Origin of the sequence: Bradyrhizobium acaciae (assembly GCF_020889785.1) — a bacterium.
Classification (GTDB): domain Bacteria; phylum Pseudomonadota; class Alphaproteobacteria; order Rhizobiales; family Xanthobacteraceae; genus Bradyrhizobium; species Bradyrhizobium acaciae.
This window is the reverse complement of sequence record NZ_JACMYK010000108.1, coordinates 1-24599: the sequence shown is the minus strand read 5'-3', so window position 1 is coordinate 24599 and position 24599 is coordinate 1. Positions and strand designations below refer to the sequence as shown.

Below are 24599 nucleotides of genomic sequence, written 5' to 3'. Positions count from 1 at the left end.
GGCCCTGCCAATAGCCGGCACGCGCGAGCGCGGTCGGGTTGGCGCTGCCGACGCCGATCCGCGCGAAATGCTGGGAGGCGAGGGCGGGGTCATTGAGAAAGCGCAGCGCGATCCAGCCCGAGGTGAATTCCTGCTCGGTCTTGTAGATGTCGCGAGCGGGCAGCGCCGCGTCGCGCGCGATCAGATAGGCCGTGCGGAACTCGTTGACGTCGATCATCTTGCGCGCCAGCAGCCGGCGCTCGACCCACCATTCGTCGACGTTGAAGAGACGCGAAGCGTCCTTGGGCGCGCTCAGCATCAGCCGCGCGGCTTCAGCGAATTTCTCCTCGCGGCGGAGCAGCTGGATCCTGGCGAACAAATAGCCGGTGTCGCCGGAGAGTTCGCTCGGCACCGCCTCGAGCAGTGCGCGCAGGTTCGAGCCCTTGCGGTTGGCCGCGATGCGCGCTTTCGCCAGTGCCAGATAGCCGGAGCCGAGACGCTTGGCCGCGCGGATGCCGGCCGCTTCGTTGTCGGTGCCGTAGAGCATGGTGTCCATGCGCGCCTTGTGGTCGCCGGCGGTCAGGAACGAGCCGAACAGATCGAGCGCGGTGGTTTCGGTGTCCTCGCTCATCGGATCGTTGCGCCAGGCCTCGCGCACCAGCCGCTCGGCATTGCCGCGATCGCCGCGTCCGATCATCACCTTGGCGAGCGCGAGCCGGCCCTTGGCCGACACCGGCGATTCATTCTGGAACCAGGCCCAGACCGCGGAGTCGTCGCGATGGTCGTCCCATAGCGAGGCCTCGATGCGGCGACGCAGGAAGGTCTGTGAGGGCCAGCTCGGATTGGCGTCGAGGAAGGCGCGGTAGCGCTCGACCGAAGCACCATTGTCCTCGCTGCGCAGGATCAGCCATTCGGCAAGCTTGCGCGCGACCGGATCGGAGATCGAGGCCTCGGTCTCGGTGGCATCCGACGGCTTGCGCTTGCGCAGCAGCTCGACGACGCTTGCGAGCGCTTCCTTGTCCGACTGCGACGTCGACGATGTCGCAGCCACGGCTGCAGGCAACACCGGCTTGCGCACGGCGGGTGCGGCGTGCTGGCGGGTCGCCGGAACCAGCGCGGGGGCGGGCACCGACCTGCTCGAGACGGTTCCCGTTGCCGCCGGCGCGGTGTGCTTTGATGTCGTGGACGCGGTGGCCTTGGATTCGGTGGACTTTGGAGCCGTCGTCTTGTGCGCCTCGGTCCTGGGAGCGGCCTTCGCTCCATCCGTCTTGGCCGTACCGGACTTGGACGCGGTCGTCTTGGCAGCCTCGGTCTTGGCAGTGCTGTGTTTGGTTTCGCCGTTCTTGGTCGCGGCTGGCTTGGAAGCTGCCGGCTTCGGAGTCGAGGTGTTGGCGGAGGCGCTCTTCGGAGAAGCAGCAGTCTTGGGCGCCGCAGTCTTCGGCGCGGCAGGCTTTGCAGCGCTGGATTTGGAAGATGTATCCTGGGCAGCCGGCTTGGCGGCCGGAACATCCTCGGCCGCCCATGCATCGGCCGTGATGGCGGCAAGGCCGACAACCAGCGCGAGGCTCGTCGCCAGCGCCGTCGATCGCAATGTGCCTGCGCGGGAGGAACGGATCACAGAAGTCCTCTGCGGCCCCGAATCATCTGGTCGTTTGGGCCATGGGTTCTTATTTGATTGAAAACGTAGACAAAATACTAAGAAGTCGGCCGGTGCGGCTGTTTGCGCCAGCACAACGGCAAAATCGCGGCTGCAAGCGGTTTCGCGCGCCGCAGATTACCGTTGGGAATAGGTACGGTACGGCCCTTTCGCCTGTCGGTCAGACCCGATATGAATTGCCTTTCATGGCGTTTCGCATCAACCGGGTGCCGGTTGCACGGACGTGAAGCACGACAACAACAAGGGTCCGTCGACCTAGCCTTTAGCCTGAAGCGTTTGGAGGAAGTCCATGGCAGCCAAGACAAAATTCCGGGGATCATTCACTGCCTTGGTGACGCCCTTCAAAAACGGCTCGGTGGATGAGGCGGCGTTCCGCGGCCTCGTGAACTGGCAGATCGCCGAGGGCACGCACGGCCTCGTGCCGGTCGGCACGACGGGCGAGAGCCCGACGCTCAGCCACGACGAGCACAAGCGGGTGGTCGAGTGGTGCATCGAGGAGGCCAAGGGCCGGGTGCCGGTGATCGCCGGCGCCGGCTCGAATTCGACCAAGGAGGCGATCGAGCTCGCCGAGCACGCGGAGAAGGCAGGAGCCAATGCCGTGCTGGTGGTGACGCCGTACTACAACAAGCCGACCCAGGAAGGCATGTATCAGCACTTCAAGGCGATCAACGATGCGATCGGCATTCCGATCATCATCTACAACATCCCGCCGCGCTCGGTGATCGACATGTCGGTCGACACCATGAAGCGGCTGTTCGAGCTGAAGAACATCGCCGGCGTCAAGGATGCGACCGCGAGCATGGTGCGGGTCTCGCAGCAGCGCGCCGCGATGGGCGAGGACTTCAACCAGCTCTCCGGCGAGGACGCGACCATCATCGGCTACATGGCGCATGGCGGCCATGGCTGCATCTCGGTGACCTCGAACGTCGCGCCGCGGCTGTGCTCGGAATTCCAGACCGCCTGGCAGAAGGGCGACGTCACCACCGCGCTGAAGATCCACGACAAGCTGATGCCGCTGCACACCAACCTGTTCATCGAGAGCAATCCGGCGCCGGTGAAGTACGCGATGTCGCTGCTCGGCAAGCTGGACGAGAAGCTGCGCCTGCCGATGGTGCCGGTCGCTGAATCCACGCGCCAGGCCGTCCGCAGCGCCATGGTGCATGCCGGCCTGATCAACTGAGCCGGACCGGTCTCGCCGTGAACAATGCCGTGCGCAATGTCGAACAGAGGGGGATGGGCATGCTGAAGGAATTCCGCGAGTTCGCCATGAAGGGCAATGTCGTCGACCTCGCCGTCGGCGTCATCATCGGTGCGGCCTTCGGCGCGATCGTCACCTCGCTGGTCGGCGACGTCATCATGCCGATCATCGGCGCGATCACGGGCGGTCTCGACTTCTCCAATTATTTCACCCCGCTCTCTGCGAAGGTGACGGCGAGCAACCTGGCCGACGCCAAGAAGCAGGGCGCGGTGCTGGCCTGGGGCAACTTCCTGACGCTGACACTCAACTTCCTGATCATCGCCTTCGTCCTGTTCCTGGTCATTCGTGCCATGAACCAGTTCAAGCGCAAGGATGAGGCTAAGCCCACCGAGCCGCCGAAGCCGTCCGCCGAGGTCGTGCTGCTGACGGAAATCCGCGACCTCCTCAAGAAGAGCTAAAGTGGCCGAAAAGAACGAACGCCCGATCAAGGTTGTCGCCGAAAACCGAAAGGCCCGCTTCAACTACGCAATCGAGGACACGATCGAGGCCGGCATTTCGCTGACCGGCACCGAGGTGAAATCAATCCGCAGCGGCAAGAGCACGATCGCGGAATCCTATGCGGATTCCAAGGACGGCGAGATATGGCTGATCAACGCCAATATCCCCGAATATCTGCAGGCCAACCGCTTCAACCATGAGCCGAAGCGGCCGCGGAAGCTGCTGCTGCATCGCAAGCAGATCAACAAGCTGCTCGGCGCCGTCGACCGCGAGGGCATGACGCTCATTCCGCTGAAGCTGTACTTCAACGAGCGCGGCCGTGCCAAACTGCTGCTCGCAGTCGCCAAGGGCAAGAAGCTGCACGACAAGCGCGAGACCGAGAAGAAGCGCGACTGGAGTCGGGAGAAGGGCCGCCTGATGCGGTCGCGGGGATAGCCTGTTCGAGCCGCCGTCACCGCGCTGACGGTCGATGGAGATGGTCCGATGATCCAAAGCAGCCTCACCGAAGTCGACTGGAGCAAGATCCCGGCGCCCAAGGACGATGGTGGCGCGGCGCATCTGACCGGCATGACGATCCCGCCGGTCAGGCTGCGCGCCACCGACGACACCTCGGTGGCGCTGTCGGCGCTGGAAGGGCGCACCGTGGTGTTCGCCTATCCGCGAACCGGCGAGCCCGGCAAGATCGGGCTGGTCGACGATTGGGACATGATCCCGGGCGCCCGTGGCTGTACGCCGCAGACCTGCGCATTCCGTGATCTGTTCGCCGAGTTGAAGGCCGCCGGTGCTGCCCAGGTGTTCGGGCTGTCGACGCAAAGCAATGACTACCAAACCGAGATGGCGTCGCGGCTGCATCTGCCGTTCCCGGTGCTGTCCGATGAAGCGCTGGAACTGACCCACAGGCTGAGATTGCCGACGATGGCGGTCGCGGGCCTGACGCTGATCAAGCGGCTTGCGCTCATCATCGACGATGCGCGCATCACGCACGTTTTCTATCCGGTGTTTCCGCCCGACCGGAACGCCGGCGATGTGCTGGAATGGCTGAAGCACAATCCGCAGAGGGACTAGCGCGATACGAAATTATGAGGCTGTCGCGAGGTGCGCTGCCAGAATATCGAAAACAACCCCATGCAAAGTAACCGGCGGCGGCCGGCGTTCGACCAGGCAACTTGACTCGTCGGGCAACTCAAGGGTATATTTCCATTATTCCGAAATGATCGGCTTCTCCGTGCTGCACGAGATGTGCGGTACTTCGAACAAGATCGTGCTGGTCGCGTTCGATCTGCTCTATCTAAACGGCGGCGATCTCCGGAAGGAGCGCAGGGCCGTACTGAAGAGGCTCATCGCCGGCACCGCCATCCAGTTCAGCGAGAGAGCGCCTAGGTCGAGCGTTCTTTGAACGCTTCTGGCGGAGCCACTGTTGTCAATTGGGGATTGGAGGGCGTTTCATTAGTGCTCGACCAAATGCGCCGATCATTGCTGCCGCCTCATGGTCTCCGCGATCATGGAGAATGCGATGAAGCATCCTCGCGCTTTCTTGGAATACTGACAAGAGCGATGGGTCACGTTCGCACAAGACACCTGCGATACACAGCGCAAGGGCCTCCATACCCATCTTCGCTTGAGCTAACGGATCTGCTGCCATCTTTTGTTGCCTTCATCGACAGTTTCGCAATCGTGCTCCGTCCGATCCCCGGGCTCAGCTTGTGTGACGACGCTCGCTCCTGGAGGCGATCAAGCCCTTTAATTCCTCGACAAGACGGCGCTTGATGAAGCTTCGCTCGGTGTCCGTCAGTTGAGTGTCCAAGAGTCTCCGGTACCGCCGCACATTTGCTTCGCGGGTCCACCGAGCATCCGCACGAGATACCTTGAACGGCCGACGTCGCCTCGTCGCCCCATACCGTTCTGGATCGGACACGGCACACACAGGCTTGCTCAAACGAGGCGGTGGCATGGCCATTCCGCCGCGCGGCGGCGGGTCACTCTCGTCGTCCAGACGCTTCAGCGCCGCCAAGATGTCGGCAAGACGCAACCGATGCGGAATGCCGGGCACCTCCCGAAGAGTCGGTTGGGACTCGACGACGTACATATCCGACGCCCAGGACGAGAGAATGACGCGCTTCTCGTCTGTCGAGAGCTGAGCGTCATTCAATACATCGGCCGGTGAATTGTAGTGGGATACTGGATGAAATAGCGGCTCATTGATGTTGGCATTGCGATTGACCTGGCTCATGGCGTGTCTCCTGCTTTCTCCTTTCGTCCAGAGACGCGTTGTTTGAGAGGGAGGTCGGCGCCGGTTAGCCGCCGCCGACTTCCTGCTTCAGTTGCTGTTGATCGCGATACGTTTGACGTTCGACCTTGACTGCTCGGATCTCGGCAGCGTGACGGTCAGGACTCCATTCTTGAAGTCGGCTTTCGCCTTGTCTTCCTCCACGCCATCGAGCGGAATCTGGCGCTCGAAAGAGCCGTAGTATCGCTCGCTGATGAACTTGGAATCATCACTGCGTTCGGCCTTTCTCTCGCCCCGGATCGAAAGGACGCCGTTGGCGATTTCAACCTGGACATCCTGTTCGCTGAGGCCCGGGAGTTCGGCCGAGACCGTAACCTCCTTATCGGTCTCATTCAGCTCCAGGCGTGGCCAGCTGAACTGGCCCTCCATCAACGGAGCGTTGATGCGACCGAATGAGCCGAAGCCGCGGAAGGCGTCATCGAACAGACGGTTCATCTCGCGGTGAAGCGTGAGAAACGGATCGAACGCCTCTCGTCCGGTTGAGAGTTCTTGACCCTTGGTCCAGGGAACGAGATCCCGAATACCCATGATATCCTCCTTGACTTAACATGCAGGTGTCCTGCGCACGGACGGCTGTCGTCCGTGCGTGATTGGCCCAAGAAGAAGCGGGCTCAGGCCGCCTTCTGCGTGATCTGTCCGGCAGGAGCGCCGCTTCCGATGGCGATGCGCCGAGGCTTCATGGCCTCGGGGATTTCGCGCACGAGCTCGATCCGCAGCAGACCATTGTCGAACATCGCCGACTTGACTTGCACGTAGGCGGCAAGGTTGAATTGTCGCTTGAACGGACGCGCCGAGATACCCTGATAGAGGTATTCGTGCTGGTCCTTGTCGCTCTTGCGACCCTCCACGGTCAGTACGTTCTGCTCGGCCGTCACTGAAACCTCGTCCTGGCCGAAGCCGGCCAGCGCCACCGAGATCTGGTAACGGTCCTCTGCGAGCCGCTCGATATTATAGGGCGGGTAATTGTCTTCGGACCGATGCTGGGTTTCGTCGAGAAGATCGAAGAGGCGGTCGAAACCAATGCTCGAACGCCACAGGGGAGTGAAATCGTATGTCCTCATAGCCAAGTCCTCCAGAGAGCAAGATGGATACGAAGGAGCGCAAGACGTTCGGTGCAAGACACCTGTCCGGCGCCCTGTTTGGTTTGCCGAGCCCAACCTGGCGCCCGGCACCGCCCGCAAGCGGCAAAAATCCAATTAGAAAAGCGGCAATCAGTTTCAAGGGCGTTCGCGAAAAAAATTCCCTTGGGAATTTGGTCAGGTCATTTCGCGGCTGTCCGGAGGGGGGCAGCGTCACCTCTTCCAGTGGTCATCCAATCTGGCTCGTCCTATCCAGGCCCTGTTCAGGCACCGCGTTGTCCAGCCCAGCTGCGGCGTTCCCTGCAGTCGCGCTTGAGCTTCCTGGTAGGGGCCGACGTAGCGAAGCTGGGTCGGTATTTTGGGATAGATGCGTCGTATCCGCGCAACGGCACGCTCTGCAGCCTTCCTGTCGCGTTCGCTAAAGGCAAATCCGAAGCCGGCGCGCAATCGGTCCGGCAGCAGTTCGGCACTCAGGGTCTGATACCAGTGCGGCGGCCGCAACCATGGCCGTTCACCGGCGAAGATCTGTCGGGCCACCACACGCGCGGCGGTGCTGACGGACAATGTATCCGATTGCATCATCGCCGCGGTGTAGGCCGCGAATGAATCCCAATCCTCCGGCAAGTCGCTCGACGTCAGCCCGAACAATGCCCCAAACAGCCGGCTTTCGGCCCAATAGCGCTCGCGCTCTTCGACCGAGAACGGAGGCAGGATCAGGTCGTGGATGGCCAGGGCGGTGTCGACGAGGGTCGCGTGAACCCAGCGCAACGCTGAGACCTCATTGGCGCGGTAGGGCGAGCCGCTCTCGAACGGACCGATGGCGTCGGGCAGGCGCCCAACGATCATGGTATGGCGGTGGTGCAGGTGCCGGGCAGCGGTAAGGGCCGCATCGAGCGAGCCGAACACCATCGTAAACACGACGTCAAAGGTTCGATGGAAGCGACCTATCGGATCCGCGAAGGTCCGCGAGTGCTCGGCCACGGCGGCGGCGACCCAGGGATGCGCCAGCTGAAGCAGCAAGGCTCGACCGGCGCCCAAAAAGGTGATGGCTTCTCGGTCGATCCGCCAGGTCATCGAGGCTGGACCAAAAATGCCCTCGACCGGACCGGCGGCCCGAGCCCGGACGAAATCAAGAGCAAGCTCCAGATCACTTTCGGAGACCAACTGCGCACCTTCCGAAGCAGACGGGGTAATTCCACCGGTCTTTCAGCAAGCCAAAGCGCTCTCGAAATTGTCGCATGATCGCTACCCGCGCGGAATACGGCGGCCTGACATTTGGTCGTACACCATGCGGGTAAGGCTGGGGGTGCAGCGGCTGCTGCGGCGCAGTTTGCTGAAGAAACTGCCCCGCTGCCGCCGCCTTTCATGCTCCCGCTCGAAAGCGTATTGTTTCACTCGAACGGGCTCAGTCTGAAGTGCTGTCGTTCGGAGCGCGGAAGAGCGGACGTTTGTCCTCGGCCGCTACAATGCCAAGTTTGGCGCCGGCGAATTCGACATGGTCACTGTTCCCGGCCTTGAAGAGGTGTCCTTGCGGGAGTCACGGAAAGGGCGCTAGCCCAGCTCCTTGCGGACCGTCGCGAACACCTCGCGGAACATATCGGTCGTCAACACGCCCGTATTCGTATTGTAGCGCGAGCAGTGGTAGCTGTCGTAGAGCTTGAATTTGCCGGCGCTATGCACTGCACCATGCACAAAAGGTGCTGCGGCCAATCGAATTTCCAACGCCCTCAAGGTCGATTCGTGGGCGATTCGCCCGAGCAGCACGATCGCGCGCAGCTTCGGCATCGTGGCGATGGTGGCGCGAAGGAATTGCCGGCAGGTGTGGATTTCGGCCGGCAGCGGCTTGTTCTGCGGCGGCACGCAGCGCACCGCGTTGCTGATCCGGGCGTCCACCAGCTTCAGGCCATCGTCCGGCCGCGCCTGATAGACGCCGCTGGCGAAGCCATATTCTAGCAAGGTCGCGTAGAGCAGATCACCGGCGTAATCGCCGGTGAAGGGACGGCCGGTGCGGTTGGCGCCCTGCATGCCCGGCGCGAGCCCGACGATCAGCAGCCGCGCATTCGGATCGCCGAACGATTCCACGGGGGAGTTGAACCAGTCCGGGTTTTTCGCGCGGGCTTCCGAGCGGAAGTCGGCCAACCTTGGACAGAGCTGACAATTGCTGTCGGGGCGCGTGGGTGCGGCGACGAGATTACTCGTCGAATTCGTCATCGGCTCCCCGGGGGGCCATGGTGGTCGCGCGCTGCAGGAATTGCGGGGAGTGGTGACGCGGTTCGCGCGGGGCCGGACGTTCGGAGGGATCGCGGCCGAGCTTGGATTGCAGCTCGACGAGGTCGGTGAATACGTCGGCCTGGCGGCGCAGCTCGTCGGCGATCATCGGCGGCTGGCTGGCAATGGTGGAGATCACCGTGACGCGAACGCCGCGGCGCTGCACGGCCTCGACCAGCGAGCGGAAGTCGCCATCGCCGGAAAACAGAATCATCTGGTCGATGTGCTCGGCGAGTTCCATGGCATCGACCGCGAGCTCGATGTCCATGTTGCCCTTCACCTTGCGGCGGCCGCTGGCGTCGATGAATTCCTTGGTCGCCTTGGTGACCACGGTGTAGCCGTTGTAGTCGAGCCAGTCGATCAGCGGACGGATCGACGAATACTCCTGATCCTCGATGATCGCCGTGTAGTAGAACGCACGAAGCAGTGTGCCCCGACTCTGGAATTCCTTGAGGAGGCGCTTGTAGTCGATGTCGAAGCCCAGCGTCTTTGCGGTTGCGTAAAGATTGGCTCCGTCGATGAAGAGCGCGATCTTGTTGGAAACAGGTGACGACATCAAAGTGTTCTCGCGTGGTTGTTAGTGTTCTTAGCGCCGCGGCAAACGACCGCGCGCAATTTCCTGCGTTGCTGCCTAAAGTTCAGTGAATCTTTCCCCACGACAGTCACCACCGCAATTATGGTGAGGCGAGGGCAAAAAGCCTAGACCTTTGACATTGCAATGAAGAGATTTACTTGTCTGGGACGGCAACCTGGCCTTGTCGTCAGACGCTCCGGCCCTTCTGGCCCCGGCAGACCGGGTTATCAGAGCCTGTTCGGAAGGCAAATCACAAATTTTACCTTGCGAAACGGGGGCTAGCCCTATAACTAACCCTCATAACCTACATGTTCGGTCCCTTTTACCACGGAGCGCCTCGAGATGGCTCGCGTCACCGTCGAAGATTGCATTGATAAGGTCGACAATCGCTTCGACCTCGTCCTGTTGGCCGCGCACCGCGCCCGGATGATCTCGTCGGGATCGCAACTCACGGTTGATCGGGACAACGACAAGAATCCGGTCGTCTCGCTGCGCGAGATTGCCGATTCGACGATCTCGCCGGAAGACCTGAAAGAGGAACTCGTGCACTCGCTGCAGAAGTTCGTCGAGGTCGACGAGCCCGAGCCCGACACTGTGCCGCTGATCGGTTCCGCTGGTGCCAGCGTTGACGCCGACGACACCGAGGTCGCGGTCGAGCGGATGACCGAGGAAGAGCTGCTCAAGGGCCTCGAAGGTCTGGCGCCCCCGGAAGAGCAGCCGGAGGAAGACGAGTAAGCTCGTCGTTCAGCTCTTCATTTTCGAATAGATTTGCCAAAGGCCCGGATATTGCTCCGGGCCTTTGCTTTTGTTGACAATTTTGCTGTTACGGTGCGTCCTATGCGGGCGCGGGAAATTGAATGGTTCCAGGGCCTGCGCGGGGTGCAGCTTCGTTCGAAAGCGCACTAGATTGAGGAAGGTGGGACGTTCCGGTCCCGCGCGAGAGGCAGCGAGTACATGGCGTATCGACGCCGCAGTTCCATCCAGATGCAGGCTGCAACCGAAACGGTCGCGGTGGCGCCGGCGTCGTCCGTGGCGGAGAGACCGGCCAAGCCGCGGACGCGCATGATGCGACAATATGACCTAGTCGAGCGCGTCCGTTCTTATAACCCCGACACCAACGAGGACCTGCTCAACCGCGCCTATGTCTACGCCATGAAGGCGCACGGCACGCAGACGCGTGCCTCCGGCGATCCCTATTTCTCGCATCCGCTCGAAGTCGCCGCGATCCTCACCAACCTCAAGCTCGACGATGCCACGATCGTGGCGGCGTTGCTGCACGACACGATCGAGGACACCGAAGCGACGCGGGCCGAGATCGACCATGTGTTCGGCCACGAGATCGGTGCGCTGGTCGAGGGCCTGACCAAGCTGAAGCGGCTGGAGCTGGTGTCGCGCGAGGCCAAGCAGGCTGAGAATTTGCGCAAGCTGCTGCTTGCGATCGCCGACGACGTCCGCGTGCTGCTGATCAAGCTCGCCGATCGCCTCCACAACATGCGGACCATGGAGTTCATGCCGCCGGCCTCGCGCCGCCGCATCGCTGAGGAGACGCTGGATATCTATGCGCCGCTGGCCGGCCGCATGGGTATGCAGGAGATGCGCGAGGAGCTGGAGGACCTGTCGTTCTTCGTGCTCGATCCCGAGGCCTACGCCGTGGTCAAGCAGCGGCTCGATTCACTGGCCGAGCGCAACCGCAACCTGATCGGCGAGATCGAAACCCAGCTCTCCAAAAACCTGCAGAAGAACGGCATCACCGCGCGGGTGTTCGGCCGCCGCAAGCAGCCATTTTCGATCTGGACCAAGATGGAGCGCAAGTCGGTCGGCTTCGAGCAGCTGTCCGACATCTACGGCTTCCGCGTCATCCTCGACGATGTCGGGGCCTGCTACCGCGCGCTGGGCATCGTTCACACCACCTGGCCGGTCGTGCCGGGCCGCTTCAAGGACTACATCTCGACCCCGAAGCAGAACGACTACCGGTCGATCCACACCACGGTGATCGGGCCGGGCAAGCAGCGCGTCGAACTGCAGATCCGTACCGAGGAGATGAACGAGATCGCCGAGTTCGGCATCGCCGCGCATGCCTTCTACAAGGAGGGTGCGGGCTCGCCGCACGAGCGGCTGAAGCACGAGTCCAACGCCTTCGCCTGGCTGCGCCATACCATCGGCATTCTCTCGGAGAGCGCCAATCCGGAAGAGTTCCTCGAGCACACCAAGCTCGAGCTGTTCCACGACCAGGTGTTCTGCTTCACGCCGAAGGGCAAGCTGATCGCGCTGCCGCGCAACGCCAACGTGATCGACTTCGCCTATGCCGTGCACACCGCCGTCGGCAACAGCGCGGTCGGCTGCAAGATCAACGGCAAGTTCGCGCCGCTGTCCTCAGAATTGCAGAACGGCGACGAGGTCGAGGTGCTGACCTCGAAGGCGCAGTCGGCGCCGCCGTCGGCCTGGGAAGCGCTCGCCCGTACCGGCAAGGCGCGGGCCGCGATTCGCCGTGCCACCCGCGATGCCGTGCGCGACCAGTATGCCGGCCTCGGCCGCCGCATCGTCGACCGCCTGTTTGCCCGCGCCAAGATCGAGTATGCCGACGACAAGCTGAAGGGCGCATTGCCGCGGCTCGCGCGGACCTCGATCGAGGACGTGATGGCCTCGGTCGGACGCGGCGAAATCAAGGCGTCCGACGTCGCGCGCGCGATGTATCCCGACTACAAGGAAGAGCGGCTGGTGCGCTATGGCGCCAAGAAGGGGCTCGCCGCCAAGCTGAAGACGCAGAACCCGCCGCATCCGGCGCGCGCCACCTCGGTGATCCCGGTGCGCGGCATCAACTCCGACCTGCCGGTGAAGTTCGCGCCGAACGGCGGCGCGGTGCCGGGCGACCGGATCGTCGGCATTGTCACGCCGGGCGAGGGGATCACGATCTATCCGATCCAGTCGCCGGCGCTGAAGGATTTCGAGGAGGAGCCGGAACGCTGGCTCGACGTGCGCTGGGACATCGACGAGACCATGCCGCAACGCTTCCCGGCGCGCATCCTGGTGCACAATGTCAACGAGCCCGGCAGCCTCGCCCAGATCGCGACCGTGATCGCCGAGCACGACGGCAACATCGACAACATCCACATGTCGCGCCAATCGCCTGATTTCACGGAGCTGACCATCGATCTTGAGGTCTATGACCTCAAGCATCTCAGCGCTATCATCGCGCAGTTGCGCGCCAAGGCCGTCGTTGCACGGGTCGAGCGCGTCAATGGCTGAAGATGGATGCACGGCTCATAGGCGAGCGGAAGCGACGCCGTCCTCCGAACGGCTATCGCGAGCGGAAGCGACGCCGTCCTTCGGGCGGCTATGCCCGTGCATGACGGGTTAGAATTACAGGTCAGAGAAATGTCAAAGGTTGCTCCGCTGCGTCTCGGTATCAACGTCGATCATGTCGCGACCCTGCGCAATGCGCGGGGCGGGGCACGGCCCGACCCGGTGCGGCTGGCGCTCGCCGCGATCGCGGCCGGCGCCGACGGCATCACCGCGCATCTGCGCGAGGATCGCCGTCACATCCGCGACGAGGACATGGCGCGGCTCAAGGCCGAGATATCCAAGCCGCTGAATTTCGAGATGGCGGCGACCGACGACATGCTGCGGATTTCGCTTGCCACCAAGCCGCACGCCGTATGCCTGGTGCCGGAGCGGCGCCAGGAACTCACCACCGAAGGCGGCCTCGACGTGGTCGGCCAGCACAATGCGCTGGCGCCCTTCATCGCCCGGCTCAACGACGCCGGCATCCGGGTCTCGCTGTTCATTGCAGCGGACCCGCGGCAGATCGAAATGGCCGCGAAGCTTAAGGCGCCGGTGATCGAAATCCATACCGGCGGCTGGTGCGACGCCGTGGTCGATGGCCACAAGGACAAGGCGGACGCCGAATGGCAGCGCATCGTCGCCGGCGCCAAGCTCGCTCAGGCAGCCGGGCTCGAGGTCCACGCCGGCCATGGGCTGGACTACGAGACCGCCGAGACGATTTCGGCGCTGCCCGAGATCCGCGAGCTGAACATCGGCTATTTCATGATGGGCGAGGCGCTGTTCGTCGGCATCGCCGAGACGGTGCGCGAGATGCGCGCGGCCATGGACCGCGGTCGCGCCAGGGCACAAGGTGCCGTCAGCGCATGATCATCGGCATCGGCTCCGACCTGATCGACATCACCCGGATTGCGAAGGTGATCGAGCGCCACGGCGAGCGATTCCTCGATCGCATCTTCACCGACGCCGAGCGCGCCAAGGCGATGCGCCGAGCCAATAACGAGAAGATGGTGGTCGCAACCTACGCCAAGCGCTTCGCCGCCAAGGAAGCCTGCTCCAAGGCGCTCGGCACCGGTATCCGGCGCGGGGTGTGGTGGAAGGACATGGGCGTGGTGAACCTGCCGGGGGGGCGGCCGTCGATGCGGCTGACCGGTGGGGCGCTGGCCCGGCTCCAGGAACTGACGCCCGAGGGCATGCAGGCGCAGATCGACCTCTCGATCACGGACGATTGGCCGCTGGCGCAGGCCTTCGTCATAATTTCGGCGGTTGCCCCCGCCAGATGAGCGGCCGGCGCCGGAATTTGCCAGAAAACTTCAGCAAACCCTGAAATCACTGACATTTCAATGAATTGCGAAGTTTTGAGGCGGCGATTGATTGCGCCCCTGCGAACAACCGTCTAAAACGCCGCAGGGTATATCGAGCGAGACGCGGATTCCGGGTTTAGACTGGAATTTGCCCTCAAGATCAGAATCAAGGCCATTTTCCTCACGCGAGGGTCGAACGCTTCGCGCGAAGAGAACGTTCTGCCACCGCGTGGACTTCAAGGCCCACGGGAATTGGGAAAGCAATGAGCGTGACCACCGGGACCAAATCTGAGAGCGGCTTGGGCGAGACTATCCGCGTCGTCATCCATGCCCTTCTGATCGCGCTCGTTATCCGCACCTTCCTGTTCCAGCCGTTCAACATCCCCTCGGGGTCGATGAAGGCGACACTGCTGGTCGGCGACTATCTGTTCGTCTCGAAATATTCCTACGGCTACAGCCACTATTCGATCCCGTTCTCGCCGAACATCTTCTCGGGCCGCATCTTCGGCTCGGAGCCGAACCGCGGCGACATCGTCGTGTTTCGCCTGCCGCGGGACGACTCCACCGACTACATCAAGCGCGTCATCGGGCTGCCGGGCGATCGCATCGAGGTCAGGAACGGGCTGCTCTACATCAACGATGAGCCGATCAAGCGGGAGCGGCTGAGCGACTTCGTCGGCGAGGATCCCTGCGGCTCGGCGGATGCCACCGCGCGCGTCAAGCGCTGGAAGGAGACGCTGCCGAACGGCGTCAGCTATGAGTCGCTGGACTGCACCGACAACAGCTATATGGACAACACCATCGTCTACACCGTTCCGCCCGGCCACTATTTCATGATGGGCGACAACCGCGACAATTCCACCGACAGCCGCTTCCTCTCGCAGGTCGGCTACGTGCCGTTCGAGAACATCATCGGGCGAGCCCAGATGATCTTCTTCTCGATCGCCGAGGGCGAGCAGGCCTGGATGATCTGGCGCTGGCCGTTCGCCGTGCGGTGGAACCGCCTATTCTCCATCGTGCGATGAACGACGACACCGCAGCCATTAACGATCAAGCGCCCACCGGCGAGCCGAGCCAGACGCCAGCCGCCGATAGCGCAGCCGCGCCGAAGAAACGTCGCAGCAAGGCGGCCAAGGCCGCCGAAGAGAAGGCCGCGATCGCGGGCACCGAGGCGCGCATCGGTTACACGTTCTCCGATGCCGCACTGCTGACCACCGCGTTCACCCACGTGTCGGCGCTGAAGCCCGCCACCCGCAACCGCGCCGACAGCTACCAGCGGCTGGAATTCCTCGGCGACCACGTGCTCGGCCTGATCGTGTCTGACATGCTGTTCAGGGCGTTCCCGAAGGCCGACGAGGGCGAATTGTCGAAGCGGCTCGCCGACCTCGTGCGCAAGGAGAGCTGCGCCGACGTCGCCAAAGCGCTCGGATTGCTCGAGGACATCAAGCTCGGCATGGTCAAGGCGGTCGAGGGCGCGCGGCTGCGCAAGTCCGTGCTCGGCGATATCTGCGAAGCGGTGATCGGGGCGATCTTCCTCGACGGCGGCTACGAGGCCGCGCGCCAGTTCGTCGAGCGCAACTGGACCGAGCGGATGCACAAGCTGCGCCGGCCGCTGCGCGATCCCAAGACCGTGTTGCAGGAATGGGCGCAGGGCAAGGGATTGCCGACACCGGTCTATCGCGAGGTCGAACGCACCGGCCCGCACCACGATCCGCAATTCCGCGTTGCGGTCGACCTGCCGGGCCTCGTCTCCGCCGAGGGCGTCGGTGGCAACAAGCGTGCGGCAGAGAAGGCAGCAGCATCTGCGATGATCGAGCGCGAAGGCGTCGGTACCCATGACTGACGAAACCAAAGAGCGGGGAGACGCGACGCGCTGTGGCTTCGTCGCGCTGATCGGTGCGCCCAATATCGGCAAGTCGACGCTGGTCAACGCGCTGGTGGGCTCCAAGGTCACCATCGTTTCGCGCAAGGTGCAGACCACGCGCGCGCTGATCCGCGGCATCGTGATCGAGGACAACGCGCAGATCATCCTGGTCGACACGCCCGGCATCTTCGCGCCGCGGCGCCGGCTCGACCGCGCCATGGTGTCGATCGCCTGGAGCGGCGCCCACGATGCCGATCTCGTCTGCGTGCTGCTCGATGCGAAGTCGGGTATCGACGAGGAGGCCAACGCGATCCTGGCCAAGCTGGAAACCGTCGCGCATCCCAAGATTCTGGTGCTGAACAAGGTCGACCTCGTGCAGCGCGAGAAGCTCTTGGCGCTGGCGCAGGCCGCCAACGAGCGGATGCGCTTCGAGCACACGTTCATGATTTCGGCGCTGTCCGGCGACGGCGTCGACGATCTGCGCAAGGCGCTGGCGAAAATGGTGCCCGCGGGCCCGTTCCTCTATCCCGAGGACCAGATGTCGGATGCGCCGATGCGGCATCTGGCGGCCGAGATCACCCGCGAGAAGATCTACAGCCATCTGCATCAGGAATTGCCGTACCAGTCGACGGTCGAAACCGACAGCTGGACCGACCGCAAGGACAAGTCGATCCGCATCGAGCAGACGATCTTCGTCGAGCGCGAGAGCCAGCGCAAGATCGTGCTCGGCAAGGGCGGCGCCACCATCAAGTCGATCGGCGCGCAGGCGCGTGCCGAGATCGCCGAGATCATGGGCGTGCCGGTGCATCTGTTCCTGTTCGTCAAGGTGCGCGAGAACTGGGGCGACGATCCCGACCGCTACAAGGAAATGGGACTGGATTTCCCCAAGGAATAGAGCCGGCGTTTGTGATGAGCGTGCCCAGAGCGATGAACGTGCCCAGAAACGTGCTGTGGTTTGAAGTGCTGCTCTACCTGTCGCTGACGCTCGACGCGCTGTCGGTGGCGTTCCAGGACCGCACGCCGACCTTCGAGAGGACCGAGCAGATCATCACCGGCGAGACCCTGACCGCCGGCGTCATGATCCTGCTCCTGGTGTATTTCGTCAGGCTCGCCGCGCAGCACCGCAAGAACTGGCCGCGCTGGGCGCTGGCGGCGATGCTGGTGCTGTCGGTGCTGTCGCTGGTCCAGGTGATCGGCGAAAAGGGCCTCGAGATCGACAGCGCCATCGAGATCGTGTCCTGCATCCTGACCGCGGCCGGGCTGTATTATTCCTTCACCGGCGACGCGCAGGGCTGGTTCAACGCGTAAGGCTGCGTAAGGCGGGTTAGCGAAGCGTAACCCGCCGTCTAACTTCGTGGCGATATCGGCGGATTACGCTGCGCTAATCCGCCCTACGATGATACGTTATCGACCATGGAATGGACCGACGAAGGCATCGTGCTGGGCGTGCGGCGGCATGGCGAATCCTCCGCCATCGTCGAGCTCCTGACGCGCGAGCATGGCCGCCATCTCGGCCTCGTGCGCGGCGGCGCCGGTTCGCGGATGCGGCCGCTGCTGCAGCCCGGCAACAGCGTCACCGCGGTGTGGCGGGCGCGGCTCGACGAGCACCTCGGGATGTATGCGCTGGAAGGCACGCGGCTGCGGGCGGCGACGCTGCTCGCCTCGTCGCATGCCGTCTATGGCGTCACGCATCTGGCGGCGCTGGCCCGCCTGTTGCCGGAGCGCGATCCGCACGAAGACATCTACGCGATGCTGCAGGGAACGCTCGACGATTTCGAGGACGCCGGCATTGCCGCCGTGCACCTGATCCGGTTCGAGCTGGCGATGCTGACCGAGCTCGGCTTCGGGCTCGACCTGGAAAACTGCGCGGCCACCGGCGAGACCACCGACCTGATCTATGTGTCGCCGAAATCCGGCGGCGCGGTGTCCCGCGCGGCCGGCGAGCCATGGCGCGACCGGCTGTTGCCGTTGCCGGCGTTCCTGCGCGAAGGTGAGGGCGGCGCCAACAGCTGGTCGGAGCAGGATCTGCGCGACGGTTTCCAGATCACCGGCCTGTTCCTGCTCCGGCATGTGCTGGAGCCCCGCGGCCAGGGCCATTCCGATGCCCGTGACGGGTTCATCAACGCCGTAACGAAGCGCCGGAGCCGGCTGGCGGAAACGTGAAGCGCTGACCTTCTTGCGCCCCTGTCGTGCGCGCAGAGACCGGAGCGAAATCGTTCTGCCGGCGACCAACCGGACCGCGCAATAATTGCGCGAATCAGGTGAATCGGCGTGTCCTTGACGCGATTCGCGGCTTGCCCGATTCACCGCCAAGGTTTAACGCCTCCCCATGGGAAAGCGACAGACCCCGCCGGAAAAGCCGGCCGAAATTCACGAGGTGCCGCTGCGTGATGCGCTCGAGGAGCGCTATCTCGCCTATGCGCTCTCGACCATCATGCATCGTGCGCTGCCGGACGCCCGCGACGGGCTGAAGCCGGTGCACCGGCGCATCCTTTACGGCATGGACCTGCTCGGGCTCGACCCGCGCGCAGCATTCAAGAAGTCCGCCAAGATCGTCGGCGACGTGATGGGCTCGTTCCATCCGCACGGCGACCAGGCGATCTATGACGCGATGGTGCGCCTCGCGCAGGATTTCTCCTCGCGCTATCCGCTGGTCGACGGCCAGGGCAATTTCGGCAACATCGACGGCGATAATCCGGCCGCCTACCGCTACACCGAAGCCCGCATGACCGAGGTCGCGCGGCTGTTGCTCGACGGCATCGACGAGGACGGCGTCGAGTTCCGCCTCAATTACGACGGCCAGTCGAAAGAGCCGGTGGTGCTGCCCGGCGGCTTCCCGAACCTGCTCGCCAACGGGGCGCAGGGCATCGCGGTCGGCATGGCGACCTCGATCCCGCCGCACAACGCCGCCGAGCTCTGCGACGCCGCGCTGCATCTGATCGAGAAGCCCGACGCCAAGTCGAAGGCGCTGCTGAAGTGGGTCAAGGGCCCGGACTTCCCGACCGGCGGCATCGTCGTCGATTCCAAGGAAGCGATCATCGAGGCCTACACCACGGGCCGCGGCTCGTTCCGGACCCGCTCGCGCTGGACCCAGGAAGAGGGCGCGCGCGGCACCTGGGTGGTCGTCGTCACCGAGATTCCGTGGCTGGTGCAGAAGTCGCGGATCGTCGAGAAAATCGCCGAGCTGATCAACGAGAAGAAGCTGCCGCTGGTTGCCGACGTCCGCGACGAATCCGCCGAGGACGTCCGCCTCGTGATCGAGCCGAAGTCGCGCGCCGTCGATCCGGCACTGATGATGGAGTCGCTGTTCCGGCTGACCGAGCTGGAAAGCAAGATCTCGCTGAACCTCAACGTGCTGATCAAGGGCCGTATCCCGAAGGTGGTCGGCCTTGCCGAGTGCCTGCGCGAATGGCTCGACCATCTCCGCGACGTGCTGGTTCGCCGCTCGAACTTCCGCAAGACGCAGATCGAGCACCGGCTGGAAGTGCTGGGCGGCCACCTCGTCGCCTATCTGAACCTCGACAAGGTGATCAAGATCATCCGCACCGAGGACGAGCCGAAGCCCGTCCTGATCAAGACCTTCAATCTCACCGAGATCCAGGCCGAGGCCATCCTCAACATGCGCCTGCGCAATCTGCGCCGCCTGGAGGAGATGGAGATCCGCACTGAAGACAAGGAGCTTCGCAAGGAGCTGAAGGGCATCGAGGGCCTGCTCGGCTCCGAGACCGAGCAATGGGCCAAGGTCGGCGATCAGGTCCGCAAGGTCCGTGACATCTTCGGGCCCAAGACGCCGCTCGGCAAGCGCCGCACCACCTTCGCCGATGCGCCCGAGCATGACCTCGCCGCGATCGAGGAAGCGCTGGTCGAGCGCGAGCCGTGCACCGTCGTGATATCAGAGAAGGGCTGGGTGCGGACGCTGAAGGGCCATGTCGAGGATCTCTCGGGGCTTGCCTTCAAGACCGACGACAAGCTCGAGCACTCATTCTTTGCCGAGACCACTTCGAAGCTGCTGCTGTTCGCCACCAACGGCAAGTTCTACTCGCTCGACGTCGCGAAGCTGCCGGGTGGCCGCGGCCATGGCGAGCCGATCCGCATGTTCATCGACCTCGAGCAGGACGCGGCGATCATCTCGCTGTTCGTCAACAAGGGCGAGCGCAAATTCCTGATCGCGAGCAGCGAGGGGCAGGGCTTCGTCGTCAAGGAAGCGGACTGCGTCGGCAACACCCGCAAGGGCAAGCAGGTGCTCAATGTCGACATGCCGAACGAGGCCCGCGCGATCACGACCGTGATGGGCGACACCGTCGCCGTGATCGGCACCAACCACAAGATGGTGCTGTTCGGTCTCGACCAGGTGCCGGAGATGGCGCGCGGCCGCGGCGTGCGGCTGCAGAAATACACCAGCTCGGAGCTGTCCGACGTCGCGGTGTTCGATGCCAAGACCGGCCTGACCTGGAAGGACTCCGCCGGCCGCGAGCACAGCATGACCATCAAGGAACTGGCCGACTGGCGCGGCAACCGCGCCGACGCCGGCCGGCTCGCCCATGGCCTGCCGAAGTCGAACAAGTTCAATCGCGGCGTGGAGTAGTTGATGCGTAGGGCGGGTTAGGCGAAAGCCGTAACCCGCCGTTCTTGCGGCGGCGCGGCGGATTACGCCTTCGGCTAATCCGCCCTACGGTCTCTATCCGAACTGCGTGCGACTTCGTCACCCGCGGTGTGATAGTATCCACATTTCGCCGCGCTATAACCGTCGCCGACGATCTCGGGCGACGGTTGCCATGGCGCACAATCACAGTCACGACCACAGCGGTCATTCTCATGACCATTCCCAAGCCGGACACTACCACGGCGGACACTCTCACGCCGGGCATTCGCATGCCGGGCACAGCCATGCGCCCGCCAGCTTCGGCACGGCCTTCGCGGTCGGCGCCTCGCTCAACACCGCCTTCGTCATCGCGGAGCTGATCTTCGGCTACTCCGCCAATTCGCTGGCGCTGGTCTCCGACGCCGTTCACAATTTCTCCGACGTCATCGCGTTGCTCCTGGCCTGGGCCGGGGCGTGGCTCGCCGGCCGGCGGCCGACCGATACCCACACCTATGGCTATCGCCGCGCCTCGATCCTGGCGGCGTTGTTCAATGCCGGGCTGCTGCTGATCGCGGTCGGCGGCATCGCGGTCGAGGCGATCAACCGCTTCCGCGAGCCGGCCGAGGTTGCGAGCTGGACCGTGGTCTGGGTCGCGGCGCTCGGCATCCTGATCAATGGCGGCACCGCGCTCCTGTTCATGCGCGGCCGCGACAGCGACCTCAACGTCCGCGGCGCCTATCTGCACATGGCGGCGGATGCCGGCGTTTCGTTCGGCGTCGTGATCGCGGCGCTCTTGATCATGGCGACTGGCTGGCAGTGGCTCGATCCGGCGATCAGCCTGGCCATCGCCGTGGTCGTGCTGCTGAGCGGCTGGGAGCTTGCCCGCGACAGCGTCAACCTCGCGCTCGACGCGGTGCCGAGGGGGATCGATCTCAAGCGGGTGAGAGAGTATCTCGCCGCGCTCGAGGGGGTCACTGAGGTGCACGATCTGCACATCTGGGCGATGAGCACCAGCGAGACCGCGCTGACCGCGCATCTGGTGCGGCCCGGCGGACATGACGACGTCTTCCTGCATCGGGTCTGCGCGGAGCTTTCAGAGCGCTTCAGCATTCATCACGCGACCTTGCAGGTCGAGATCAGCAGCGAGACCTGCCGGTTGGCGCCGGCGGAAATGGTCTAGCGGCGGCGAGATTCACTCGCGTTCAATTGATCGATCGAGCTGTCTCCACGTCTTCCACGGCCGCCGATGAGGCGGCACATTGCGGCCGCGCGTACAAACAATCGGCGCGATCAACGGAGGGCGACGTGAAGAAGGTAATCGGTCTTGCGATGTTGATCTGGGCCGTGGCGGCGACGACTCACGCCGACGCCCAACCGGCGAAATCAGGCGCCGAGCGGCTCTACATCCTCAATTGCGGTGAAGGCGTTGCCGGCGACATTTCGCGCTGGTCGCCCGGCGTCAATGAGGGCAAGTCGATGGACTTCGTTGACAATTGCTACCTGATCAAGCACGCCCAGGGCTGGTTCCTGTGGGACACCGGCATTCCCGACGCTGTCGCGGCGATGCCGAACGGCCTTGCGCCCGCCGATCCCAAGGCCGTGACCTGGCGGCGGCCGAAGACGCTCGCCGCGCAGCTCGACCAGATCGGAGTGAAGCCGTCGGACATCAAGGCGATCGCCGTCTCGCATACCCATCCCGATCACGTCGGCAATGTCGAGATGTTCCCGGCTGCGATGCTGTATGTGCAGAAGGCCGAGTATGAATGGCCCGGCGCCAACAATGCGCCGCGCTTCAAGCCCGAGCATCCCGTCACCAAGCTCGAGGGTGACCTCGACGTGTTCGGCGACGGCAGCGTCACCATCCTGTCGACGCCTGGCCACACGCCTGGCCACCAATCGCTGCTGGTGAAGCTGCCGCATACCGGCGCGGTCGTGCTGACCGGCGATGCGGTTCACTTCAAGGATAATTGGGACAATCGGCGCGTGCCGGCCTTGAACGCGAGCAAGGAGCAGACTGTCGCCTCGATGCAGAAGATCGCCGACACGTTGACGAAGGAAAAGGCGCAGCTCTGGATCAACCACGACAAGGCGCAGCGCGACGGGCTGAAGCTGTCGCCGGAGTTCTATGATTGAGCTGCTTCGGGACCGCGCGCCTTCGACCAGCCTGATCAGCCGCGCGGGGCGGCGGGCGCAGTGACGGGTGGGATGGGCTCGTGTTTCGGCTTCAGCGTGCCGGCGTAGAACGACAGGGTGAACATCAGGGCGAGGGCGGCCAGATAGACCCCGTATGATTGCGGCGGGGTGATCGCCCATCGCACGAGGCGTCGGATCGAGTTCGGCTGGCCAGTGTCGTTGTCCATGCGCCCTTGTGCGCGATGGCCGGGGCAAAGGGAAGCGGAATCGCCGGCCTTGGCGACGCTGTTCCGCGCGAAATGGTGAGGCCGGCGGTCTTGCAATGCCGGATTGGCGTTCGCATCTGTGACGCGACGACCAGCCCTTCCTCCCGCACCAATTGCCCGGCATAATCCAGTCTATGGAACTGACGCCCCGTTTGCGCCTCATGAGTTGGCTGGTCCGCCAGGGTCTGACCGGCCTGCCGGAAAACGACCTGCTGCGCGGCTTCTGCGAGCGCTGCCGGGCCGCGGGCATGCCGCTGTCGCGGGCGATCGTCTTCATCGACACCCTGCATCCGATTTTCGAGGGCCGCGGTTTTCGCTGGAACGACGGCGAGAGCAACGAGTCCGACATCTTCGAATACGGCTCGACCAGCACCGGCGAGGCCAACCAGACCTGGCGGCGGTCGGCGTTCCACCACATGCTCGAAAACGGCCATGAGGAGATGGTGATCGACCTCGCCGAGAGCCACGATTTCTCGATGATCGGCGAGCTGGCCGAGAAGGGCCACAAGCATTTCGCCGCGTTCGTGCATCGTTTCGGCGAGGCCGGCACGATCGGCGAGATGGACTGCTTCTACTCCTACTACACCACGCGCCATTCGGACGGCTTCGACGAGAACCATATGGCGGCGCTGCGCGACCTGGTGCCGGTGCTCGGGCTCGCGATCAAATCGGCCGCCCAGGTCGAGATCGCCCGCACGCTGGGCCGGGTCTATCTCGGCCGCGAGACCGCCGAGCAGGTGCTGCGCGGGCGCATGCAGCGCGGCATCACCGAGAAGATCAAGGCCGTGCTGTGGTACTCCGACGTGCGCGGCTCGACCGCGATCAGCGAGCGCATCGGCCCGGATGAGATCATTCCGTTCCTGAACGACTACGCGCAGGCCTCGATCGATGCGATCCACGATGCCGGCGGCGAGGTGCTGAAGCTGATCGGCGACGGCGTGCTGGCGATGTTCACCAGCGAGAACATGGCCGTGGCCAAGCGGGGCGCGCTGCGCGCCGAGCACAGATTCCGGCATAACATCCGCGTGCTGAACGATCGCCGCGAGAACGAGGGCCGGCCGACCACGACGGCCTATGTCGGTCTCCATGTCGGCGAGGTCTTCTACGGCAATATCGGCAGCGAGGACCGGCTCGATTTCACCGTGGTCGGACCCGCCGTCAACGAGGTCAGCCGGATCGCCTCGATGTGCGCGTCGGTCGACCGGGAATTGCTGACCTCGACCGACTTCCGCATCGGGCTCGACGCCGCCGGCCGCAACTATCTGGTTTCCACCGGCCGCTTCGTGCTGCGTGGCATCAGCCATGCGCAGGATCTCTACACGCTGGATCCGGCGATTGCCGCCGACGAGGTCGTCGGCGGCAAGTACGAACGATATCTGGCGAGCTGAGGTCTTCCACCGTCATTGCGAGGAGCTCGCGACAAAATTGCAAAGCAATTTTGCGCTGAAGCGACGAAGCAATCCATCGTCCCGCATATGCGGACAAATGGATTGCTTCGCTCCGCTCGCAATCACGGCTGAGAGGGCTCGGGCTCAACACCGCGCCGCTTCACCGACCATATCGGGCTGCCGCGTCAGCGACACTGCGGGCGACATCAGGATCACCAGCGCCTGGGCGGCGAAGATCGCGGC

General features: G+C 63.8%; 26 protein-coding genes. 18 read left to right on the top strand and 8 right to left on the bottom strand.

The annotated features are described in order from the left end of the window. On the bottom strand, positions 1 to 1594 hold a 1594-nt coding region (locus H8A92_RS29850), incomplete at its 3' end, for a DUF5585 domain-containing protein (RefSeq protein WP_476695701.1). 331 nt (positions 1595 to 1925) lie between these two features. Between H8A92_RS29850 and dapA the strand changes: the two genes are divergently transcribed. The 5 genes from dapA (at position 1926) to H8A92_RS29825 (ending at position 4728) form a co-directional block, all read left to right on the top strand. Further along, positions 1926 to 2816, top strand: a complete 891-nt coding sequence (gene dapA / locus H8A92_RS29845; RefSeq protein ID WP_229199049.1) for a 4-hydroxy-tetrahydrodipicolinate synthase — start codon at positions 1926 to 1928, stop codon at positions 2814 to 2816. Between the two features lie 59 nt (positions 2817 to 2875). Beyond that, complete coding sequence (gene mscL, locus H8A92_RS29840; protein ID WP_229199048.1) at positions 2876 to 3292, top strand: large conductance mechanosensitive channel protein MscL; 417 nt, start codon at positions 2876 to 2878, stop codon at positions 3290 to 3292. A 1-nt stretch (position 3293) separates the two neighbouring features. Next, positions 3294 to 3767, top strand: coding sequence for an SsrA-binding protein SmpB (gene smpB, locus H8A92_RS29835; protein ID WP_163149763.1), 474 nt, complete (start codon positions 3294 to 3296; stop codon positions 3765 to 3767). A 48-nt stretch (positions 3768 to 3815) separates the two neighbouring features. Then, on the top strand, positions 3816 to 4397 hold the full coding sequence (locus H8A92_RS29830; RefSeq protein WP_229199047.1) for a peroxiredoxin: 582 nt from the start codon (positions 3816 to 3818) through the stop codon (positions 4395 to 4397). A gap of 145 nt (positions 4398 to 4542) precedes the next feature. Continuing rightward, complete coding sequence (locus H8A92_RS29825; protein ID WP_420831385.1) at positions 4543 to 4728, top strand: hypothetical protein; 186 nt, start codon at positions 4543 to 4545, stop codon at positions 4726 to 4728. 300 nt (positions 4729 to 5028) lie between these two features. On the opposite strand, the gene H8A92_RS29820 is transcribed toward H8A92_RS29825, so the two are convergent. The 6 genes from H8A92_RS29820 to H8A92_RS29795 form a co-directional block, all read right to left on the bottom strand. Then, positions 5029 to 5562: a hypothetical protein gene (locus H8A92_RS29820; RefSeq protein WP_229199046.1), complete on the bottom strand. Its 534-nt coding sequence runs from the start codon at positions 5560 to 5562 to the stop codon at positions 5029 to 5031. A gap of 87 nt (positions 5563 to 5649) precedes the next feature. Further along, a complete protein-coding gene (locus H8A92_RS29815) occupies positions 5650 to 6147 on the bottom strand; it encodes an Hsp20/alpha crystallin family protein (protein ID WP_229199045.1) in 498 nt (165 codons plus the stop codon). Between the two features lie 83 nt (positions 6148 to 6230). Beyond that, positions 6231 to 6680, bottom strand: coding sequence for an Hsp20 family protein (locus H8A92_RS29810; RefSeq protein WP_229199044.1), 450 nt, complete (start codon positions 6678 to 6680; stop codon positions 6231 to 6233). Between the two features lie 231 nt (positions 6681 to 6911). Beyond that, the gene (locus H8A92_RS29805; protein ID WP_229199043.1) at positions 6912 to 7862 is read right to left on the bottom strand and encodes an oxygenase MpaB family protein; all 951 of its coding nucleotides are present in this window, start codon (positions 7860 to 7862) and stop codon (positions 6912 to 6914) included. Between the two features lie 387 nt (positions 7863 to 8249). Then, positions 8250 to 8909 (bottom strand): uracil-DNA glycosylase, encoded by a 660-nt coding sequence (locus H8A92_RS29800; protein ID WP_229199042.1) that lies wholly within the window; start codon positions 8907 to 8909, stop codon positions 8250 to 8252. Then, positions 8890 to 9522: a LabA-like NYN domain-containing protein gene (locus H8A92_RS29795; protein WP_028340981.1), complete on the bottom strand. Its 633-nt coding sequence runs from the start codon at positions 9520 to 9522 to the stop codon at positions 8890 to 8892. Before H8A92_RS29795 ends, H8A92_RS29800 begins: the two co-directional genes overlap by 20 nt. 360 nt (positions 9523 to 9882) lie before the next feature. On the opposite strand from H8A92_RS29795, the gene rpoZ reads away from it, so the two are divergent. The 12 genes from rpoZ to H8A92_RS29735 all read left to right on the top strand — a co-directional run bounded on the left by rpoZ (position 9883) and on the right by H8A92_RS29735 (position 22702). After that, positions 9883 to 10275 carry a DNA-directed RNA polymerase subunit omega gene (gene rpoZ, locus H8A92_RS29790; protein WP_016844003.1) on the top strand — a complete coding sequence of 131 codons (393 nt, stop codon included), beginning with the start codon at positions 9883 to 9885 and terminating at the stop codon, positions 10273 to 10275. Positions 10276 to 10494: 219 nt separating this feature from the next. Beyond that, positions 10495 to 12786: a RelA/SpoT family protein gene (locus H8A92_RS29785; RefSeq protein ID WP_229199041.1), complete on the top strand. Its 2292-nt coding sequence runs from the start codon at positions 10495 to 10497 to the stop codon at positions 12784 to 12786. Positions 12787 to 12915: 129 nt separating this feature from the next. Beyond that, positions 12916 to 13689 (top strand): pyridoxine 5'-phosphate synthase, encoded by a 774-nt coding sequence (locus tag H8A92_RS29780; RefSeq protein ID WP_229199040.1) that lies wholly within the window; start codon positions 12916 to 12918, stop codon positions 13687 to 13689. Beyond that, positions 13686 to 14102 (top strand): holo-ACP synthase, encoded by a 417-nt coding sequence (acpS, locus tag H8A92_RS29775; RefSeq protein ID WP_076857949.1) that lies wholly within the window; start codon positions 13686 to 13688, stop codon positions 14100 to 14102. The genes H8A92_RS29780 and acpS overlap by 4 nt, the downstream gene beginning before the upstream one ends. Before the next feature lie 284 nt (positions 14103 to 14386). Beyond that, positions 14387 to 15148 carry a signal peptidase I gene (lepB, locus tag H8A92_RS29770; RefSeq protein ID WP_229199039.1) on the top strand — a complete coding sequence of 254 codons (762 nt, stop codon included), beginning with the start codon at positions 14387 to 14389 and terminating at the stop codon, positions 15146 to 15148. Further along, on the top strand, positions 15145 to 15966 hold the full coding sequence (gene rnc, locus H8A92_RS29765; protein ID WP_163149745.1) for a ribonuclease III: 822 nt from the start codon (positions 15145 to 15147) through the stop codon (positions 15964 to 15966). The genes lepB and rnc overlap by 4 nt, the downstream gene beginning before the upstream one ends. After that, positions 15959 to 16882, top strand: coding sequence for a GTPase Era (gene era, locus H8A92_RS29760; RefSeq protein WP_229199038.1), 924 nt, complete (start codon positions 15959 to 15961; stop codon positions 16880 to 16882). The genes rnc and era overlap by 8 nt, the downstream gene beginning before the upstream one ends. A 32-nt stretch (positions 16883 to 16914) precedes the next feature. Beyond that, entirely contained in the window at positions 16915 to 17295 is a 381-nt protein-coding gene (locus H8A92_RS29755) for a hypothetical protein (RefSeq protein WP_229199037.1), read from the top strand. Between the two features lie 105 nt (positions 17296 to 17400). Beyond that, the gene (gene recO / locus H8A92_RS29750; RefSeq protein WP_229199036.1) at positions 17401 to 18150 is read left to right on the top strand and encodes a DNA repair protein RecO; all 750 of its coding nucleotides are present in this window, start codon (positions 17401 to 17403) and stop codon (positions 18148 to 18150) included. A gap of 166 nt (positions 18151 to 18316) precedes the next feature. Next, positions 18317 to 20572, top strand: coding sequence for a DNA topoisomerase IV subunit A (parC, locus tag H8A92_RS29745; protein WP_229199035.1), 2256 nt, complete (start codon positions 18317 to 18319; stop codon positions 20570 to 20572). 190 nt (positions 20573 to 20762) lie between these two features. Further along, positions 20763 to 21749 (top strand): cation diffusion facilitator family transporter, encoded by a 987-nt coding sequence (locus H8A92_RS29740; protein WP_229199034.1) that lies wholly within the window; start codon positions 20763 to 20765, stop codon positions 21747 to 21749. Positions 21750 to 21898: 149 nt separating this feature from the next. Next, positions 21899 to 22702 (top strand): N-acyl homoserine lactonase family protein, encoded by an 804-nt coding sequence (locus H8A92_RS29735; RefSeq protein ID WP_229199050.1) that lies wholly within the window; start codon positions 21899 to 21901, stop codon positions 22700 to 22702. 35 nt (positions 22703 to 22737) lie between these two features. On the opposite strand, the gene H8A92_RS29730 is transcribed toward H8A92_RS29735, so the two are convergent. After that, positions 22738 to 22929 carry a hypothetical protein gene (locus H8A92_RS29730; protein WP_229199033.1) on the bottom strand — a complete coding sequence of 64 codons (192 nt, stop codon included), beginning with the start codon at positions 22927 to 22929 and terminating at the stop codon, positions 22738 to 22740. A gap of 173 nt (positions 22930 to 23102) precedes the next feature. Between H8A92_RS29730 and H8A92_RS29725 the strand changes: the two genes are divergently transcribed. Then, positions 23103 to 24356: an adenylate/guanylate cyclase domain-containing protein gene (locus tag H8A92_RS29725; protein WP_229199032.1), complete on the top strand. Its 1254-nt coding sequence runs from the start codon at positions 23103 to 23105 to the stop codon at positions 24354 to 24356. The last annotated feature ends 243 nt before the right edge of the window (positions 24357 to 24599 follow it).

Coding starts and splice junctions, on each gene's coding strand:
- dapA (WP_229199049.1), top strand. CDS start 1,926: ATGGCAGCCAAGACAAAATTCCGGGGATCATTCACTGCCTTGGTGACG.
- mscL (WP_229199048.1), top strand. CDS start 2,876: ATGCTGAAGGAATTCCGCGAGTTCGCCATGAAGGGCAATGTCGTCGAC.
- H8A92_RS29830 (WP_229199047.1), top strand. CDS start 3,816: ATGATCCAAAGCAGCCTCACCGAAGTCGACTGGAGCAAGATCCCGGCG.
- H8A92_RS29825 (WP_420831385.1), top strand. CDS start 4,543: ATGATCGGCTTCTCCGTGCTGCACGAGATGTGCGGTACTTCGAACAAG.
- H8A92_RS29820 (WP_229199046.1), bottom strand. CDS start 5,562: ATGAGCCAGGTCAATCGCAATGCCAACATCAATGAGCCGCTATTTCAT.
- H8A92_RS29815 (WP_229199045.1), bottom strand. CDS start 6,147: ATGGGTATTCGGGATCTCGTTCCCTGGACCAAGGGTCAAGAACTCTCA.
- H8A92_RS29810 (WP_229199044.1), bottom strand. CDS start 6,680: ATGAGGACATACGATTTCACTCCCCTGTGGCGTTCGAGCATTGGTTTC.
- H8A92_RS29800 (WP_229199042.1), bottom strand. CDS start 8,909: ATGACGAATTCGACGAGTAATCTCGTCGCCGCACCCACGCGCCCCGAC.
- H8A92_RS29795 (WP_028340981.1), bottom strand. CDS start 9,522: ATGTCGTCACCTGTTTCCAACAAGATCGCGCTCTTCATCGACGGAGCC.
- rpoZ (WP_016844003.1), top strand. CDS start 9,883: ATGGCTCGCGTCACCGTCGAAGATTGCATTGATAAGGTCGACAATCGC.
- H8A92_RS29785 (WP_229199041.1), top strand. CDS start 10,495: ATGGCGTATCGACGCCGCAGTTCCATCCAGATGCAGGCTGCAACCGAA.
- H8A92_RS29780 (WP_229199040.1), top strand. CDS start 12,916: ATGTCAAAGGTTGCTCCGCTGCGTCTCGGTATCAACGTCGATCATGTC.
- acpS (WP_076857949.1), top strand. CDS start 13,686: ATGATCATCGGCATCGGCTCCGACCTGATCGACATCACCCGGATTGCG.
- lepB (WP_229199039.1), top strand. CDS start 14,387: ATGAGCGTGACCACCGGGACCAAATCTGAGAGCGGCTTGGGCGAGACT.
- rnc (WP_163149745.1), top strand. CDS start 15,145: ATGAACGACGACACCGCAGCCATTAACGATCAAGCGCCCACCGGCGAG.
- era (WP_229199038.1), top strand. CDS start 15,959: ATGACTGACGAAACCAAAGAGCGGGGAGACGCGACGCGCTGTGGCTTC.
- H8A92_RS29755 (WP_229199037.1), top strand. CDS start 16,915: ATGAACGTGCCCAGAAACGTGCTGTGGTTTGAAGTGCTGCTCTACCTG.
- recO (WP_229199036.1), top strand. CDS start 17,401: ATGGAATGGACCGACGAAGGCATCGTGCTGGGCGTGCGGCGGCATGGC.
- parC (WP_229199035.1), top strand. CDS start 18,317: ATGGGAAAGCGACAGACCCCGCCGGAAAAGCCGGCCGAAATTCACGAG.
- H8A92_RS29740 (WP_229199034.1), top strand. CDS start 20,763: ATGGCGCACAATCACAGTCACGACCACAGCGGTCATTCTCATGACCAT.
- H8A92_RS29735 (WP_229199050.1), top strand. CDS start 21,899: ATGTTGATCTGGGCCGTGGCGGCGACGACTCACGCCGACGCCCAACCG.
- H8A92_RS29730 (WP_229199033.1), bottom strand. CDS start 22,929: ATGGACAACGACACTGGCCAGCCGAACTCGATCCGACGCCTCGTGCGA.
- H8A92_RS29725 (WP_229199032.1), top strand. CDS start 23,103: ATGGAACTGACGCCCCGTTTGCGCCTCATGAGTTGGCTGGTCCGCCAG.